We start from the raw sequence: 16,508 nt of genomic DNA, 5'->3' as shown, positions 1-16,508 counted from the left end.
TCTTGCGGGTGGATCAGGTGTTGAAGTACTTCGCCTCGGGGTGGTGGGCGATGATCGCGTCGGTGGACTGCTCCGGGTGCAGCTGGAACTCCTCGGAGAGCACCACGCCGATGCGCTCGGCCTCCAGCAGGTCGACGAGCTTGGCCCGGTCCTCGATGTCCGGACAGGCGCCGTAGCCGAAGGAGTACCGCGCGCCGCGGTAGCCGAGCTTGAAGAACTCCTGCACGTCGGCCGGGTCCTCCTCGGCCACCGAACCGCCGGAGGCCCACAGCAGCTCCCGCCGGACGCGGCGGTGCCAGTACTCGGCCAGCGCCTCGGTGAGCTGCACGCCCATGCCGTGCACCTCCAGGTAGTCCCGGTAGGCGTTCTTGGCGAACAGCTCGTTGGCGTAGTCGGCGATCGGCTGGCCCATGGTGACCAGCTGCACCGGCAGCACGTCCACCTGGCCGGTCCGCTCGGCCTGCTCGCGCGTCCGGAAGAAGTCCGCCAGGCACAGCCGCCGGTCCCGCTTCTGCCGCGGGAAGAAGAACCGGTGCCGCTCCTGGGCGTCCGGCTCGTCCTTGTCCAGCACCACGAGGTGGTTTCCCTCGGTCACGCAAGGGAAGTAGCCGTAGACGACGGCCGCGTGCTGCAGGATGCCCGCGGTGGACAGCTCGTCGATCCAGTGCCGCAGCCGCGGCCGGCCCTCGGACTCGACGAGTTCCTCGTAGGACGGTCCCTCGCCCTTCTTCGCGCCGCGCAGCCCCCACTGGCCGAAGAACGTGGCCCGCTCGTCCAGCAGCGCCAGGTAGTCGGCGATCGCGACGCCCTTGACCACCTTCGAGCCCCAGAACGGCGGCGTCGGCACCGGCGAGTCGGCGTCCACATCGGACCGCGTGGTGTCGGTGTACTCCGGCTCGGGCCCCTGCTCCGCCTTGCGCTTCTCGGCGATCCGCAGCGACCGCTCGCGGCGGGCCTTGCGCTCGGCCTTCTTCTCCTGCTCGGCCGCATCGTCAGCAGGCGCGTCACCGCGCTTGACGGACATGATGCGGTCCATCAGGTGCAGGCCTTCGAAGGCGTCCTTCGCATAGCGCACGTCGCCCTGGTAGACCTCGTCCAGGTCGTTCTCCACGTAGGACCTGGTGAGCGCCGCCCCACCCAGCATCACCGGGTACTTCTCGGACATCCCCCGGGAGTTGAGCTCCTCCAGGTTCTCCTTCATGATCACCGTGGACTTCACCAGCAGCCCGGACATGCCGATGGCGTCGACCTTGTGCTCCTCGGCGGCGTCCAGGATGGCGTTTATCGGCTGCTTGATGCCGATGTTGACCACGTCGTAGCCGTTGTTGGACACGATGATGTCGACGAGGTTCTTGCCGATGTCGTGCACATCGCCCTTGACGGTGGCCAGCAGCAGCTTGCCCTTGCCGCCGGAGTCGTCCTTCTCCATGTGCGGTTCGAGGCAGGCGACCGCGGCCTTCATGACCTCGGCGGACTGCAGCACGAACGGCAGCTGCATCTGCCCGGAACCGAACAGCTCGCCGACGACCTTCATGCCGGCCAGCAGGTTCTCGTTGACGATGTCGAGCGGCTTCTTCTCCTTCATCGCCTCGTCGAGGTCGGCCTCCAGGCCGTTGCGCTCGCCATCGACGATCCGCCGCTCCAGCCGCTCGAACAGCGGCAGCTTGGCCAGTTCCTCGGCCCGCGAGGCGCTGCTGGACTTCGCGGTCTTGCCTTCGAAGAGCTCCATCAGCTTCTGCAGCGGGTCGTATCCCTCGCTGCGCCGGTCGTAGACCAGGTCGAGCGCGACCTCCCGCTGCTCGTCCTGGATCTTGTTCATCGGCAGGATCTTCGAAGCGTTCAGGATCGCGGTGTCCAGGCCGGCTTCCCGGCATTCGTTGAGGAACACCGAGTTCAGCACCTGACGTGCCGCCGGGTTGAGCCCGAACGAGACGTTGGACAGGCCGAGCGTGGTCTGGACGTCCGGATGGCGCTTCTTGAGCTCCCGGATCGCGTTGATCGTCTCGATGGCGTCCTTGCGGACCTCTTCCTGGCCGGTGGTGATCGGGAAGACCAGGCAGTCGATGATGATCGCGGACTCGTCCAGACCCCAGTTGGTGGTCATGTCCTCGATCAGCCGCTCGGCGACCCGCAGCTTCCACTCGGCGGTGCGCGCCTGGCCTTCCTCGTCGATGCAGGTCACCACGACGGTGGCACCGTGCTCGACGACGAGCTTCATCACGCGCTCGTACCGCGAGCCGGGCTCGTGACCGTCCTCGTAGTTCACCGAGTTGACCGCGCACCGGCCGCCCAGGTGATCCAGACCGGCCTCGATCACGTCCGGCTCCGTGGAGTCCACCATGATCGGCAGGGTCGAGGAGGTGGCCAGGCGCGACGCCAGTTCCCGCATGTCGACCGTGCCGTCGCGACCGACGTAGTCCACGCACAGGTCCAGCATGTGCGCGCCTTCGCGCGTCTGGGACTTGGCGATCTCGACGCAGTCGTCGTAACGGCCTTCCAGCATCGCCTCGCGGAACGCCTTGGAACCGTTGGTGTTCGTGCGCTCACCGATGTTGAGGATCGACGCGTCCTGTTCGAACGGCACCGCCTGGTACATCGACGAGATCGACGGGATGTGCTCCGGCTCGCGCACCTGCGGCGTCAGCGAGCCGACCGCCTCGGCCACGGCGCGCACGTGCTCGGTCGTGGTGCCGCAGCAGCCGCCGACCAGCCGGGCGCCGAAGTCGTTGACGAACCCGACCAGCGCCTCGGCCAGCTCGTCGGGCTGCAGCGGGTACACCGCGCCGTTGGGGCCGAGCTGGGGCAGACCGGCGTTGGGCATCACCGAGATCGGGATCCGGGAGTTCTGCGCCAGCACCCGCAGGTGCTCGCTCATCTCCGCCGGGCCGGTCGCGCAGTTCATCCCGATCAGGTCGATGCCCAGCGGCTCCAGCGCGGTCAGCGCCGCGCCGATCTCCGAGCCGACCAGCATCGTGCCGGTGGTCTCCACCGTGACCTGCGCGATGATCGGCAGCCGCCGGCCGGCCTGCTCCATCGCCCGCTTCGCCGCCACGATCGCGGCCTTGGTCTGCAGCAGGTCCTGCGAGGTCTCCACCAGCACCACGTCGATGCCGCCGTCGAGCATGCCCAGCACCTGCTCGACGTAGGCGTCGCGCAGCACCGGGTAGGGCGCGTGGCCCAGCGTCGGCAGCTTCGTGCCCGGCCCGACCGAGCCGAGCACGTACCGCGGCCGCTCCGGCGTCGAGTACTCGTCGGCGGCCTCGCGGGCCAGCACCGTGCCCGTTTCCGCCAGCTCCCGGATCCGCTCCGGGATGTCGTACTCGCCGAGGTTGGCCAGGTTCGCGCCGAAGGTGTTGGTCTCGATCGCGTCCGAGCCCGCCTCCAGGTAGCTGCGGTAGATCGACGACACCACGTCGGGCCGGGTGACGTTCAGGATCTCGTTGCAGCCCTCCAGGTTGGCGAAGTCGTCCAACGTCAGGTCGAACGCCTGCAACGCGGTGCCCATGCCGCCATCGGCGACGAGAACGCGCTCGCCGATGGCGGTCAGGAACCCGCTCGGATCGTTCTGCCGGTCTGCCATGCCCCTGCTACTCCCCGTTCTCAGCCGAGCTTCGGCTGGACCTCGGCCGCGGCGGCGTCACCGTACGCCTCGGCGATGCGTGCGACGAACGAGTCGCGCTCCACCTGGTACTCCTGCGGCCCGTCGGTCTCCAGCGAGACGGTCGCCAGCGTGCAGCCCAGCTGCAGCGAACGCTCCAGGCCGAGATCGTGGTTCAGCCCCGCCAGGAACCCGCTGCGCAGCGCGTCGCCGACGCCCGTCGGGTCGCCCTTGCGCAACTCCTTGGGCGGCGCGACCTCGATGGTCGGCTCCGACTTGGACTCCACCTGCACGCCCTTCGGGCCCAGCGAGGTCACCCAGAGGCCGACGCGCTCCAGCACGTCGCCGTGCGTCCAGCCGGTGCTCTGCAGCAGCAGGCCGTGCTCGTACTCGTTGGTGAACAGGTACTCCGCGCCCTCGACGAGCTGGCGGATCTCGTCGCCCTCCATCCGGGCCAGCTGCTGGCCGGGGTCGGCGACGAACCGGTAACCGCGGTCCCGGCACTCCTGGGTGTGCCGCACCATCGCCGCCGGATCGTTGGGCGAGATCACCACCACGTCGAGGCCGCCCAGCCGGTCGGCGACCGGCTTGAGCTCGATCTCGCGGGCCTCGGCCATCGCCCCGGCGTAGAACGAGGCGAACTGGTTGTGGTCGAGGTCGGTGGTGCAGATGAACCGCGCGGTGTGCTTGGTGCCCGAGACGTACACCGACGCGGTGTCCACCCCGTGCCGCTCCAGCCACCCGCGGTACTCGTCGAAGTCCTGGCCGACGGCGCCGACGAGGGCCGAGCTGACGCCCAACTGGCCGAGACCGAAGGTGATGTTGGCCGCGATGCCGCCGCGCCGCACCTCCAGGTCGTCGACCAGGAACGACAGCGACACCTGGTGGAGCCGATCGGCGACGAGCTGATCGGTGAACCTACCGGGATAGGACATCAGGTGGTCGGTGGCGATCGAACCGGTCACCGCAATCCGCACTGCTTTACTCCTTCACCAGGGCCGGCTGCCGCTGCGGCACCGGCCTTTGAAGCTCCATTGGACCCCGTCGCCGCCACGACGGACTGCGGGGCGCGGTCAGCACGCCCCGCAGTCTGCCGCCACGGCTACCGCAGGTCGACGTCAGATACCGGCGACGCTCTTCAGCGCCTCGGCCCGGTCGGTGCGCTCCCAGGGCAGGTCGACGTCACTGCGCCCGAAGTGACCGTACGCTGCCGTCTGGGCGTAGATCGGCCGCAAGAGGTCCAGGTCACGCACGATGGCGGCGGGCCGCAGGTCGAAGACCTCGTTGACCGCGGCCTGGATCTTGACCGGGTCGACGTTCTCGGTGCCGAAGGTCTCGACGAACAGGCCCACCGGCGCGGCCTTGCCGATCGCGTAGGCGACCTGCACCTCGATGCGGCTGGCCAGGCCCGCCGCAACCGCGTTCTTGGCGACCCAGCGCATCGCGTAGGCGGCCGAGCGGTCCACCTTCGACGGGTCCTTGCCGGAGAACGCGCCGCCGCCGTGACGGGCCATGCCGCCGTAGGTGTCGACGATGATCTTCCGGCCGGTCAGGCCCGCGTCGCCCATCGGGCCGCCCACCACGAACCGGCCGGTCGGGTTGACCAGCAGCCGGGTGTCGGCGGAGTCCAGGCCGACCCGCTCGATCTCCGGGTCGATGACCTTCTCCTTGATGTCGCCGGCCAGCATGCCCTCGAGGTCGATGTCGGCGGCGTGCTGCGTGGACAGCACCACGGTGTCCAGGCGAACCGGCTGGTCACCGGCGTACTCGATGGTCACCTGCGTCTTGCCGTCCGGCCGCAGGTACGGCAGCACGCCGTCCTTGCGGACCCGGGTCAGCCGGCGCGACAACCGGTGCGCCAGAGCGATCGGCAGCGGCATCAGCTCGTCGGTGTCGGTGCAGGCGTAGCCGAACATGAGGCCCTGGTCACCGGCGCCCTGCTTGGCGATCTCGTCGATCACGCCCTCGACGCGGGATTCGTGCGCGACGTCCACGCCCTGGGCGATGTCCGGCGACTGGGAGCCGATCGCCACGTTCACACCACAGGAGGCACCGTCGAAGCCCTTGGCAGAGGAGTCGTAACCGATCTCCAGGATCTTCTCCCGCACGATCGTCGGGATGTCCGCGTAAGCGTCGGTGGTCACCTCGCCGGCCACGTGCACCTGACCGGTGGTCACCAGCGTCTCCACCGCGACCCGCGACCGCGGGTCCTGGGACAACAACGCGTCCAACACGGCGTCGCTGATCGCATCGCAGATCTTGTCCGGGTGCCCCTCGGTCACCGATTCACTGGTGAACAACCTGCGGTTGATCTCACTCACGACTGCTCCTCACCTCACAGCTGATGCAGCACTGATCCTTGCGTACGGTAGTGACGATTTCCGGAAGGGGGTCTGAGACTGTTTCAGACTCGTCTTGGGCACGGTGCCGGTAGCGGCCCCCTGCGGGAGTTACGACCGCCGCCTGCGGCTGCGTACGTGGGCTAAGCGGCTGCGCCGCTTCGAAGACAACCACCGAACCCATCCCCCACATCGTTCTCAGGCGCGGGCGTGGATGATGCCCCAGGCGAGGCTGCCCGCCTTGCCACCGGCGACCCAGTTCTTCAGACCGGTCTTCATCTTGGTGCGGTATTCGTCGCTGATCCGGTCCGCCAGCTCCGCTTCCCGGCCCTCCAGTACTTGTAGAACGCGCCCATAGTGCACGGCTAGGAACTCGGTCAGGTCTTCGAAGTCGAAGTTCTGCAGACCGAGGCGGGCGAGTTCGCGGCGGTAGAAACCGGGCGAGCCCATCGTGTCCAGGTTCAGCCGGTCCAGGATCGGCCCGAGATCCTTCGGCTTGGCGCCGTCGGCGGCCATCGGGTCGGTGAAGATGAAGGAGCCCCCGCCCATGAGCACGCGGGACACCTCCTCCAGGACCCGCTCCCGGTCGCCGCTGTGCAGGATCGCGTCCTGCGACCAGACGATGTCGAAGGCGTTGTCCTGGAACGGGATGTCCTCGAAGGAACCGTCCTTGACCTCGATCAGCTCGTCCAGCCCGGCGGCCCGGTTGAACTCGAGGTTCCGGGCGTTCTCGACCTCGCTGAGGTTCAGGCAGGACACCTTGCAGCCGTAGGTCGCGGCCAGGTAGCGGGCCGCGCCGCCGTAGCCGGAGCCGATGTCCAGGATGCGGGTGTCCGGAGTGATCTCGACCTTGGCGGCCATCCGCTCCACGGTGCGCCGCGAGGCGCTGTCGATGTCCTCGTCCGGCGTCTCGTAGAGGCCGATGTGAATGTCGTTGCCGCCCCAGACGTGGTAGTAGAAGTTGTCCGCGTCCTCGGAATTGTAGTAATCCCGCGCGGTGTGCACCGCGGTGGAGTACACATCGGAGAGTTCTTCGTCCGGCCGGTACTTCTTCTCGGCGACGTGGATGAAGAAGTCCGGTTCGGCGTCGTGGTAGGTCTCCTGGAAATCACCGTAGGTGTCGATCCGCTGGAAACCGACCTCGCGCATGAGCCGCCGCATGTAGTTCTTCCGCAGCGGGTACATGTTCAGGAAGAATTCAGATTTGTCCGGGAACGTGTACTTGAACCGCGCCAGGCCCTCGTCGACGTAATCGGGCTCCGCGGAGACGTCCTCGCCGGCGTAGTAGTAGGTGTGCTTCGACGAGAATCCGTTGTCCAGAATCGAGTCGTAATTGCGCTGGTCGATGATCAGCACGCCGTCGTGCTTGAGCATCGCGTAGAACTCGGCGAGCGCTTTGCGCCGATCGCGTTCGGAGAACAGGTGGGTGAAGGAGTTGCCGAGGCAGATGATTGCGTCGTATTCGCCGTGGACGTCACGATTCAGCCAGCGCCAGTCGGCGTGCACCACTCTCAGGATGTGTCCGCCGTAGGTCAGGCCGTTGCTGAACGCCTTGGCGAGCATCTGCGGGCTGCCGTCCGCGCTGACCGCCTCGAAGCCCTCCTCCAGCAACCGCACGGAGTGGAACCCGGTGCCGGTGGCCACGTCGAGCACCGAGCGGACGCCGCGGGCTTTGAGCTGGTCGACGAAGAACGAGCCCTCGCTCTGGTAGCGCTTCTTCCAGTCGATCAGCTCATCCCACTTCTCGACGAAACCGCCGACGTATTCGTACGTGTAGTGGTCCGATTCACGGACTTCCAGCGGGTTCTCGCCGAACACCTGCTCCTCGCGCGCCACCAGATCAGCGGTGTCCTGAGATCCGGGATGCTCGCTCGAGGCAAGGTCGTCCACGCTCTTCGCCATTCTTCACTCCCACCACTCACGTTGGTCATGCGCCACCACGGAACTCGGGTACGCGCAAATCCGTGCCCCGAGCTCGTCTCGTGGCCGTGTCGGGTCGCCACTGCGAAAAAAGGCAACGCCCTGTACCGGCGTGGGCGGCCGAGAAAAGCTCAAGGCCGCGACACCTACGCCGATCACCTTCCAGTCGGCATCTTTGCCAACTGGCGCTGACGCGATATTTGTGCGTCGGTTAACTAACCTAGGCGAAGTAGATCGCAAAGCAAGCGTACAAACGTGTGACGCTAATCACCGGAATGCGATGATTGCGTGATTTCCACTGTCACCCTGGGTGAATAAATGCACCGCTACCTGCGCCGATTCGGCGCATTTTCAGGGGGTGCAACGATCACGCAAGTGCAGAACGTCAGCAAACTGTGTATACTGACGCGCACTTTGCCGTACCACAACAACTGCAAATTACACAACCGCGGTTCCCGCCAAATTTCTGAAGACTGGGCAACGCGGCGGTTGACTTTTTCTCTTTTCATCGAGTTCATCGCGGCGCGGAGCACAGATGTTACGGTGCCCGCCTCACGCATGCGAGCCATTTTTCCGCGCCGGATCCGGCCCACCGGCCGCCGGCCACCGCCCTCCCCCATCAGGCCTGCTTCACGCTCCCCCGTCGGGACGATCGGCGGAAAACTTCCTCGCCGCATCGGCCCTGGGGAAGTGTGGCACGCGCCCCCGGCGCGTGCCACCGCAGCAACGCCCTGCTCAGCCCTTCAGCTCGGGGAAGTCCTCTTCGCGGTATTCGCGATTTTCACCGCCGGATCCGTCACCGGGTGCTCCCCCGGACCGGTGCAGTTCATCCTCCCGGCCGCGCAGTTCGACGCGGCGGATCTTGCCGGAGATCGTCTTCGGCAGCTCGTAGAACTCCAGCCGCCGCACCCGCTTGTACGGGGCCAGGTGCTCGCGCGCGAAGTGCAGGATGGACAGCGCCGTCTCCCGCGTCGGCTGGTGCTGCCCGGCCAGCACCACGTACGCCTTGGGCACCGCGAGCCGGATCGGGTCCGGCGACGGAACCACCGCCGCCTCTGCCACCGCCTCGTGCTCCAGCAGGACGCTCTCCAGCTCGAACGGCGAGATCCGGTAGTCGGAGGCCTTGAACACGTCGTCGGTGCGGCCGACGTAGGTGATGTAGCCGTCGGCGTCCCGCGATCCGACGTCGCCGGTGTGGTAGTGACCGCCGCGGGTCACCTCGGCGGTGCGCTCGGTGTCGTCGGCGTAGCCGGTCATCAGGCCCACCGGCCGCGGTTGCAGCGCCAGGCAGATCTCGCCCTCCTCGGCGGGCTCCCCGGTGACCGGGTCGAGCAGGGTCACCTCGAAGCCGGGCAGCGGGCGGCCCATCGAGCCGGGCCGGACCGGTTGGCCGGGTGTGTTGGCGACCTGCACGCTGGTCTCGGTCTGGCCGAAGCCGTCCCTGATGGTCACCGACCACGCGCGCCGCACCTGCTCGATGATCTCCGGGTTCAGCGGCTCACCCGCACCGACCACTTTGGACGGTGGCGTGGCCAGGGTGCCGAGGTCGGCCTGGATGAGCATCCGCCAGACCGTCGGCGGAGCGCAGAAGCTGGTGATGCCGCAGCGCTGCATCTGCGCCATCAGCCCGGCCGCGTCGAACCGGGTGTAGTTGTAGATGAACACCGTCGCCTCGGCGTTCCACGGCGCGAAGACGTTGCTCCACGCGTGCTTCGCCCACCCCGGCGAGGAGATGTTCAGGTGCACGTCGCCCGGCTCCAGCCCGATCCAGTACATGGTCGAGAGGTGGCCGATCGGGTAGGACACGTGGGTGTGCTCAACGAGTTTCGGCTTCGCCGTGGTGCCGGAGGTGAAGTAGAGCAGCATCGGTTCGTCGGCGCGGGTGGGGCCGTCCGGGGTGAACTCCGCACCGGCCGCCGAACTGTCCGCATAGGACTCCCAGTCCGGCACCGGGTCGCCGACCGCGATGCGGGTGTAGTCGCCGGGCACGTCGTCGAACTTCGCCGCGTCGGCGGCGGTGGTGACCACGTGCCGGGCCCGGCCGCGGTCGATCCGGTCGCGCAGGTCGGCCGGCCCGAGCAGCGGGGTCGCCGGGATGATCACCGCGCCCAGCTTCATCGCGGCCAGGATCGTCTCCCACAGCTCGACCTGGTTGCCGAGCATCAGCACCAGCCGGTCGCCGCGGGACACGCCGAGCCCGCGCAGCCAGTTGGCGACCTGGTTGGAGCGGCGCGTCATGGCGCGGAAAGTCACCTGGTGTTCGCTGCCGTCGGCGTCGACGATCCACAGCGCGATTCCGTCCCGCCGCTCGCCGATCGTGTCGAACCAGTCCAGCGCCCAGTTGAACTCGGCCGGTTTCGGCCATTCGAAATCGCGGCGCGCGGTTTCGTAGTCCTCGCGGTGCCGCAGCAGGAAGTCCCGGGCGGTGCGGAACACCTCCGTCGCGGTGCCTTGCTGGGCTGAGGAATAACCGGTCACGTGCACACCCTCCTGGACTCGGCAGCTTCGCCCGATCGCTTGAGCGGGCCAATAACGTAACCTCATGGGCCCTACCGATCCACGCCGCTTGCTCCGATTTGCGGGCGCTCTTTCGGCCGCGTTGACTGTGCGTGCGTTCATGGTCATTGTTGTCGGTTGATGGTGATTGCTTTTCGCCTTCTTCGGCAAGTCGGTCTGGAGGCAATCGTGCTGCTGCGCGCCCTGCTGCTCACCACGCTGTTGGCCACCGTCTCCGGGATTCCCGCGACCGCCGCCGTGGCCGCCGACCCGTGGCGCCCGAAACCACCACCGCTGGCCACGCCGTGGACCGACGAGGCCGGCCCGGACAACGCCCTCCCCGAATACCCGCGCCCGCAGCTGACCCGCGAGCGCTGGCTGAACCTCAACGGATTGTGGTCCTACGGCGGCGGATCGACCCCGCCGGCGGCGGCGACCGAGCAGATCCTGGTGCCCTTCCCGCCGGAATCCGGGCTTTCCGGCATCCAGCGCCACGACGACCACATGCTGTACCGGCGGACCTTCGCGGTGCCGCCGGACTGGTCGGGGCAGCGGCTGCTGCTGCACTTCGGCGCGGTGGACCAGAAGGCCGAGGTGTCGGTCAACGGCCGGACCGTGGCGGTGCACGAGGGCGGCTACACCGGGTTCAGCGCCGACATCACCGACGCGCTGCGCCCCGGCGCCGACCAGGAGCTCGCGGTGGCCGTCGAGGACCGCAACGACGCCAACCCGTACCCGGTGGGCAAGCAGCGCAACGAGGCGGGCGGCATCCTCTACACCGGCGCGTCCGGGATCTGGCAGACGGTCTGGCTCGAACCGGTGCCCGATGCGCACATCGCCAAGCTCGACATCACCCCGGATCTGCGCGGTTTCGACCTGACCGCCCGCACTTCGGCGCGCGCCGGGGAACGGGTCGAGGCGGTCGTCTTCGACGCCGATGGCCGTGAGGTCGGGCGCGCCGACGGCCCGGCCGACACGGCGCTGCGGCTGCCGGTGGCCGATCCGCACCTGTGGACGCCCGACGATCCCTACCTCTACGACATCGCGGTCCGGCTGGTCGGCGGCGACGGGCGCACCGTGGACGCGGTCGGCAGCTACGGCGGGTTGCGCACCGTCGAGCTGATCGACGACTCGCAGGGGCGGCCGCGGATGGCGCTCAACGGCCGGATCCTGTTCCAGCACGGGCCGCTGGACCAGGGCTACTGGCCGGACGGGATCTACACTGCGCCCACCGACGAGGCGCTGCGGTTCGACCTCGCCGAGACGAAGCGGCTCGGGTTCAACATGGTGCGCAAGCACGTGAAGGTCGAGCCGGCCCGCTGGTACTACTGGACGGACCGGTTGGGTTTGCTGGTGTGGCAGGACATGCCGTCGCTGCCGATCGACCTCGCCGACCCGCCCGGCAGCAACCCGCCGCCGGGCGAGGAGGCCCGCGCGCACTACCGCGACGAGCTCACCGCCATGATCGACCAGCTGCGCAGCGTCCCGTCCATCGTGGCCTGGGTGCCGTTCAACGAGGGCTGGGGCGAGTTCGAGACCGCCGAGATCTCTGACCTGGTCCGGCGCGCCGACCCGACCCGGCTGGTCAACGCCAACAGCGGGGTGAACTGCTGCTACTCGCTGCCGGACAGCGGCGCGGGCGACATCTACGACGACCACACCTACGTCGGCCCGGGCAGCCCGGAGGTGCGCGGCGAGCGCGCGTCGGTGGACGGCGAGTACGGCGGGCTGGGGCTCATCGAGGAGGGCCACCTGTGGCCCGGCGAGCCGGGTGCGTACGAGATGACCAACAGCCGCGCCGCGCTGACCGACCGCTACGCCGAGGTCAGCCGCGATCTGGCCCGCATCGTCGAGACCAACGGGCTGTCCGCGGCGATCTACACCCAGACCACGGACGTGGAGAACGAGGTCAACGGCTTCTTCACCTACGACCGCCGGATCCTCAAGCCCTACCTGGACGTCGTCCGCGCCCACAACCAGGCGGTGATCGACGCGGGCACGCCCTGACGACTGGCGACCCGGTCACCCACCGGCCACAGTGGATGGCGATCACGACCGGTCAACGCTCGGCCGGCGCGATTTCGCGAGAAGTCGCGCCGGGTGAACGTCGATTCTCGCGAAATTGCCACTCCCCAGGAGGTCCAGGATGCGACGTTTCAGCCGGCGGGCCGCGCTCGCCACCGCTGCCGGTGCGACCACCACCGCCGCTCTCGTCGGCGGCGCCGCCGCGCAGCCCGCCGATCCGGGCGGTCGGCGGACGGCGAACGGGCGGCTGTACGAGATCCGCTCCGGGCGGCAGCGGGCCGTGATCGCCGGGGTGTCGGCGACGCTGCTGTCCTGGCAGGTCGACGGCGTGGAAATGCTGCTGACGCATCCGGCCGACGACGTCGGCGAGGGCTACCAGGGCAAGACGATCCTGCCGTGGCCCAACCGGATCGACCACGGCCGCTACTCCTTCGGCGGCGAGGAGTTGCAGGTCGCGATCAACGAGCCGGAGCGGGACGCGGCGCTGCACGGGCTGATGAGCTTCGTGGAGTGGCAGCCCGCGCGGCACCGCGCCGACGGCGTCGTCCTGGAGTACGTGCTGCCGCCGGACTACGGCTACCCGTTCCGGCTGGCGTTCCGGATCGAGTACTCAGTGGACGCCGCCGGGGTGCGCAGCACGTTGAGCGCCAAGAACATCGGCGACACCGCCGCCCCGTTCGGCACCGCCAACCACACCTATCTCGGCGCCGGCGGGGACCGCATCGACGACATCGTCTTCGAGCTGCCTGCCGACACCTACTTCGTCGTCAACGATCGGTTGATCCCCACCGGCACGGCCCCGGTCGAGGGCACCGACTACGACTTCCGGTCGCCGCGCCCGATCGGACCGACCGAAATGGACACCGCGTTCACCGGGCTGAGCCGCGGCGCCGACGGCAGCGCGGTGGTGCGGTTCGCCCGCCCGGACGGCGTGACCGCCGAGCTCTGGGTCGACCGCACGCACCGCTACCTGCAGGTCTACACCGACGACAGCCCGGCGACCGACCGCCCGGCGCGGGCCGGGATCACCGTGGAGCCGATGACGTGCGCGCCCAACGCGTTCGTCACCGGCGACGGCCTGATCACCCTGCGGCCGGGCGAAACCCACCGCGGCACCTGGGGTTACCGCGTCGCGGACTGAAATCCGCTCGTGACCGTTCGTTCCGGTAAGAACCGGCGTGAACGCTCACGAGCCGTCCACGTCGTAGGCCTTGGCCAGGTCGTCGAGCACCAGGTTGGCGGCCTGCACGCCGATGCCCGACATCCAGGTCTCGTCGGGAACCGTGAACACCCGGTTGTTGCGGACCGAGTTCATCCGGGTCCACAGCGCGCTGGACTCCACAGCCTTCTGCTGGGTCTTCTCCGGGGACACCGCGGTGGTGACGAAAACGGTGTCCGCGTCGGCCATGTCGATGAGTTCGGGGCTGATCTCGTTGTCGAACTCGTCGGCGTTCTGCGACGGCGGCCGGGACATCCCGGCGTCGGCGAGGACCACGCCCGAGAAGTTCGACTTCTGGTAGAGCCGGATCTTGCCCGCCATGAAGCGGGTCACCGACACGGTCGGCGTCGTGCCGCCGTTCTTCGCGATGATCGCGTCGCCGATCCGCTTCGCCCGCGCCTCGTAGGCCTGCAGCGCGGCCTGCGCCTCGGTCTCCTTGCCGAGCGCCGCGGCGTGCACGGCGAGGTTCTGCTTCCACGGGAAGCCGGTCGTCTCGGTCATCACCGTCGGCGCGATCAGGGACAGCTGGTCGTAGAGGGCGTCGTGGCGCACCTTGTTGGTGAGGATCAGGTCCGGCTTGAGCGAGGCGATCAGCTCCAGCTTCGGCGCGTCGGACGGGCCGACCAGAGCGGTGTCGCCCAGCTTGTCCCGCAGGTAGGCCGGGAACGCCTCGCCGCCGGAGAGGTGCGGCGGGATCGCCCCGACCGGCGCGACGCCGAGCAGCGTCACCGAGTCCAGTTCGGCGGTGTCGAGGACGACCACCCGCTCCGGCTTCTTCGGGATGGTCACGTCGCCCTTGGCGGTGGCGATGGTCCGCGGGAAACCCGCTCCCGGCTCGGCTGCCGGCTCGGCACCGTTCGGCACGGCACCGCCGCAGGCCGCGGTCAGCGCCACCAGCCCGGCGGCGACCAGTGCGCCCATGGTGCGCGCGATCCGTCGTTGGATCATCGGGTTTCCTCTCGATCGGGGGTTGAACGTCGACGCCGCCGACGCACCCCCCGCGACCGGCGAAACCGCACGAACCCTAATTAGGCAAGCCTTCCCTGTTCAAGAGGCTGTGTTCTGGGTCCCACCGCTCGATGATCGTCCGGTTGGCGGGCCAGTAGAGTGACCGAGTGGCCGAGTACATCCAGATTCCGACTCCTGCCGGGAAGTTCGACGCCCTCACCGCCGGCCCCGAGGACGGCCGCCCGGTGCTCCTGCTGCACGGCTTCCCGGAAGCCGCGGTGCAGTGGAGCGAGCAGCTGTCGGTGCTCGGCGGCGCGGAATGCTTCGCGGTCGCGCCGGATCAGCGCGGCTACTCCCCCGACGTGCGCCCGGAGAAGGTCTCCGACTACCGGCTGGAGGAGCTCGTCGACGACGTGCTGGCCATCGCCGAGCACTTCGGCTGGCAGCGCTTCGACCTGGTCGGCCACGACTGGGGCGCGATCGTCGCCTGGGCGACCGCGGCGGAGCACCTGGACCGCATCCGCACCCTGACGGCGGTGTCGGTGCCGCACCTGGACCCGTTCGGCGAGGCGATGCGCACCGACGAGGACCAGCACCAGCGCTCGGCGTACATGCAGCTGTACCGGTCCTCCACCGCGGAGAAGACCATGCTCGCCGACAGCGCCAAGAAGCTGCGGCAGATCTACTACCCGGGCGTGCCCCAGCACCACGTCGACGACTACGTGCAGCGATTCACCGAACCGGGCGCGTTGACGGCGGCGCTGAACTGGTACCGCGCGCACCGCTTCGAGAACCACAAGATCGGCCCGGTCACCGTGCCGACGCTGTACGTGTGGAGCACCGAAGACGTCGCGATCGGTTCGACGGCGGCGCTCGCCACGGGCGACCACGTCACCGGCCCCTACCGGTTCGAGATGCTGGAGGACGTCTCGCACTGGATCCCGGAGGAAGCCCCGGACACCCTCACCCGCCTCCTGCTGCAGCACCTGGTGGCCCACCCGGAGTGACGGGCCTCGGGCGCTCAGTCCGCGCCGGGCAGGGCGTCGGCGAGGAACTGGACGAACTCGGCGCCGACCGCCTCGAACACCGCGCCCTCGTGGCCGCCGGGCAGGGAGGTGACCACCGGGGTGTTCGGGTACCGCTCGATCAGCTCGTTGATGCCGTCCAGGAACGGGTCCGAGTCGCCGGTCCACACGCCGACCGGCACGTCGCCGAGGTCGTCGAGGCGGCTCAGCGGGTCCACGGCCAGCCAGTCCTCCTCGGTGGCGAAGGCCTCCTTCTCCCGCATGCCTTCCCAGCTCACCTGCAGCGCGGGCGCGACCTCGCCGACCGCCGCGACCGGGTGACCGGCCAGGTTGCGGTCCGCCGCGTAGTTCAGCGCGCCGAAGCCGCCGGTGGAGATGCCCGCCACCGCGAACGGCCGGCCGTGGGCGTCGCCCATGCCGCGCTCGCGCAGCCAGCGCGGCAGCTCGTCCTGGAGCATGGCGGCGAGGTCGCCGTTGGCCGATCCGTCGTTCCAGTACGGGTTGTAGCCCCCGTCGAGGACGGCGAAGCCGAACGCCGGGATCGAGCCTTCGCGGTGCAGCCGTTCCAGCGAGGCCAGCGTGTCGTACGGGATCGGCGTGGGCCGGATACCGTCGCGGCCGTGCAGGTAGAGCACGATCGGCAGGTCCTCGGTGGATTCGAGCCCGTCCGGGTAGGCGAGGTAGAGCTCCACCGGGACGCCGCGGTGCTCGGAGTGCACGTACTCGGTTCGGATGACCGGCATGTCCTGTTCGGACAGCGCGGGCTCGACGACCGGCGCCGGTGACGGCGCGTCCGGGGCCGGTGGTGCTGCGCAACCGGCCAGGCCCGCGACCAGCAGCACTGACATCAGCAAGCGCCGGGAGATCCGTTCGCGCGCCACGTCACCTCCACCCGTCCGATTGGTCCGGTTCACCAGCCTAGCCACGCTCGTCGCTTG

Annotated in this window: 10 protein-coding genes; 3 read left to right on the top strand and 7 right to left on the bottom strand. The window is 68.8% G+C overall.

The window, feature by feature from the left end:
* Positions 1-13: 13 nt before the first annotated feature.
* From metH to AB0I53_RS38300, 5 genes are all read right to left on the bottom strand, one after another.
* The gene (gene metH, locus AB0I53_RS38320; RefSeq protein ID WP_358613946.1) at positions 14-3,580 is read right to left on the bottom strand and encodes a methionine synthase; all 3,567 of its coding nucleotides are present in this window, start codon (positions 3,578-3,580) and stop codon (positions 14-16) included.
* Positions 3,581-3,600: 20 nt separating this feature from the next.
* On the bottom strand, positions 3,601-4,575 hold the full coding sequence (locus AB0I53_RS38315) for a carbohydrate kinase family protein (RefSeq protein ID WP_358613945.1): 975 nt from the start codon (positions 4,573-4,575) through the stop codon (positions 3,601-3,603).
* A 141-nt stretch (positions 4,576-4,716) separates the two neighbouring features.
* A complete protein-coding gene (metK, locus tag AB0I53_RS38310; RefSeq protein ID WP_358613944.1) occupies positions 4,717-5,919 on the bottom strand; it encodes a methionine adenosyltransferase in 1,203 nt (400 codons plus the stop codon).
* Between the two features lie 216 nt (positions 5,920-6,135).
* Positions 6,136-7,839, bottom strand: a complete 1,704-nt coding sequence (locus AB0I53_RS38305; RefSeq protein ID WP_358613943.1) for a methyltransferase domain-containing protein — start codon at positions 7,837-7,839, stop codon at positions 6,136-6,138.
* 753 nt (positions 7,840-8,592) lie between these two features.
* Positions 8,593-10,341 (bottom strand): AMP-binding protein, encoded by a 1,749-nt coding sequence (locus AB0I53_RS38300; protein ID WP_358613942.1) that lies wholly within the window; start codon positions 10,339-10,341, stop codon positions 8,593-8,595.
* Positions 10,342-10,542: 201 nt separating this feature from the next.
* Here AB0I53_RS38300 and AB0I53_RS38295 point away from each other — a divergent pair, with 201 nt between their 5' ends.
* Positions 10,543-12,360: a sugar-binding domain-containing protein gene (locus AB0I53_RS38295; protein ID WP_358613941.1), complete on the top strand. Its 1,818-nt coding sequence runs from the start codon at positions 10,543-10,545 to the stop codon at positions 12,358-12,360.
* Positions 12,361-12,499: 139 nt separating this feature from the next.
* Entirely contained in the window at positions 12,500-13,519 is a 1,020-nt protein-coding gene (locus AB0I53_RS38290) for an aldose 1-epimerase family protein (protein ID WP_358613940.1), read from the top strand.
* Between the two features lie 45 nt (positions 13,520-13,564).
* Here the strand turns inward: AB0I53_RS38290 and AB0I53_RS38285 are convergent, their stop codons facing one another.
* Positions 13,565-14,545, bottom strand: coding sequence for an iron-siderophore ABC transporter substrate-binding protein (locus AB0I53_RS38285; protein ID WP_358613939.1), 981 nt, complete (start codon positions 14,543-14,545; stop codon positions 13,565-13,567).
* Between the two features lie 167 nt (positions 14,546-14,712).
* Between AB0I53_RS38285 and AB0I53_RS38280 the strand changes: the two genes are divergently transcribed.
* Positions 14,713-15,552 carry an alpha/beta hydrolase gene (locus tag AB0I53_RS38280; protein WP_358613938.1) on the top strand — a complete coding sequence of 280 codons (840 nt, stop codon included), beginning with the start codon at positions 14,713-14,715 and terminating at the stop codon, positions 15,550-15,552.
* A gap of 14 nt (positions 15,553-15,566) precedes the next feature.
* Here the strand turns inward: AB0I53_RS38280 and AB0I53_RS38275 are convergent, their stop codons facing one another.
* Positions 15,567-16,451, bottom strand: a complete 885-nt coding sequence (locus AB0I53_RS38275) for an alpha/beta hydrolase-fold protein (protein WP_358613937.1) — start codon at positions 16,449-16,451, stop codon at positions 15,567-15,569.
* Positions 16,452-16,508: the final 57 nt, after the last annotated feature.

It is taken from the genome of Saccharopolyspora sp. NPDC050389, from assembly GCF_040655595.1.
In the GTDB taxonomy this organism is placed as follows: domain Bacteria; phylum Actinomycetota; class Actinomycetes; order Mycobacteriales; family Pseudonocardiaceae; genus Saccharopolyspora.
Note: the sequence above shows the minus strand (reverse complement) of the source record. Positions and strands in the feature narration are given on the sequence as shown.

Coding starts and splice junctions, on each gene's coding strand:
- AB0I53_RS38285 (WP_358613939.1), bottom strand. CDS start 14,545: ATGATCCAACGACGGATCGCGCGCACCATGGGCGCACTGGTCGCCGCC.
- AB0I53_RS38290 (WP_358613940.1), top strand. CDS start 12,500: ATGCGACGTTTCAGCCGGCGGGCCGCGCTCGCCACCGCTGCCGGTGCG.
- AB0I53_RS38305 (WP_358613943.1), bottom strand. CDS start 7,839: ATGGCGAAGAGCGTGGACGACCTTGCCTCGAGCGAGCATCCCGGATCT.
- metH (WP_358613946.1), bottom strand. CDS start 3,580: ATGGCAGACCGGCAGAACGATCCGAGCGGGTTCCTGACCGCCATCGGC.